We start from the raw sequence: 344 nt of genomic DNA, 5'->3' as shown, positions 1-344 counted from the left end.
AATTGGAATTCCCACTGCCCGCAAGCAACTTCTTGGTTAATACCTTCAAAGTTTAAGCCAGCATCAATACATAAATCAGCATGCTCTTCAACTAAATCTCTTCCGTGCGTGTTTTTTCCACCAACTGAACAGTAGTACATGCCTTGAGGAGCTGGGTAACCACCAATAGGGAATCCTAAAGGTAATTGTGTATGTGTATCCATAATGAAATACTCTTGCTCAAAACCAAACCAGAAATCGTTGTCATCATCATCAATAGTAGCTCTACCGTTTGATTCGTGTGGCGTACCATCAGCATTTAATACTTCAGTCATTACTAAGTATCCGTTTCTTCTTTCTGGATC

The 344-nt window shown here is 39.8% G+C and carries 1 pseudogene; it reads right to left on the bottom strand.

Annotated features, from left to right (window positions below):
• A pseudogene (locus FUA24_RS08085) lies at window positions 1-344 on the bottom strand (glutamine synthetase); the annotation flags it as partial.

Source organism: Seonamhaeicola marinus, assembly GCF_008085455.1.
Note: the sequence above shows the minus strand (reverse complement) of the source record. Positions and strands in the feature narration are given on the sequence as shown.